The following is a 606-nucleotide window of genomic DNA, read 5'->3' on the forward strand; positions in this document are numbered from 1 at the left end:
TGGCAAGGCAGTTGCCGGCCGACTGGGAAAAGTGCGTGGTCGACGTCCGCGGCCAGGTGGTGGAACTGCCGCAGGCGGAGACCCGCCGCACCCGCTTCCTGTTCCGGGTGGACAGCGACGCGGCGCAGCCGGCGCCGTTGCGCGGGCGCCTGCTGCAATTGGCGTGGTACGACGACTTCGGCACGCACCAGGCCGGGCCGCGTAGCGCCCTGAGCGCCGGCGCGCGCTGGCAGTTGCAGGTGCGCCTGCGCGCGCCGCGCGGCTTGAGCAATCCGGGCGGCTTCGACGCCGAGGCCTATGCGCTGGCGCAGCGGATCAGCGCCAGCGGCTATGTGGTGGCGCCGCAGGCGGCAGCGCAATTGACGCCGGGGCAGGGCATCGACGCCTGGCGCGCCGACATGTCCGCACGCATCGCCGCGGCCGTGCCGCAGGCCTCGGCGCGCTACGTGCAGGCGCTGGCGCTGGGCGATACCCGGCGGCTGGACGATCGCGACTGGCGCATCCTGCGCGCCGCCGGCCTGACCCATCTCATCGCCATTTCCGGCTTCCATGTCGGCCTGGTCGCCGGCGCCTTCGCCTTGCTCGGCGGCGGCCTGTGGCGGCTGC

General features: G+C 74.3%; 1 protein-coding gene. It reads left to right on the forward strand.

What is annotated here, in order from left to right; genetic code table 11:
- Positions 1–606 (forward strand): ComEC/Rec2 family competence protein (locus tag D180_RS15955; protein WP_043091129.1); only part of this gene is annotated, 606 nt, incomplete at both ends.

Source organism: Xanthomonas sp. SHU 166 (assembly GCF_000364685.1).
Classification (GTDB): Bacteria; Pseudomonadota; Gammaproteobacteria; order Xanthomonadales; family Xanthomonadaceae; genus Xanthomonas_A; species Xanthomonas_A sontii.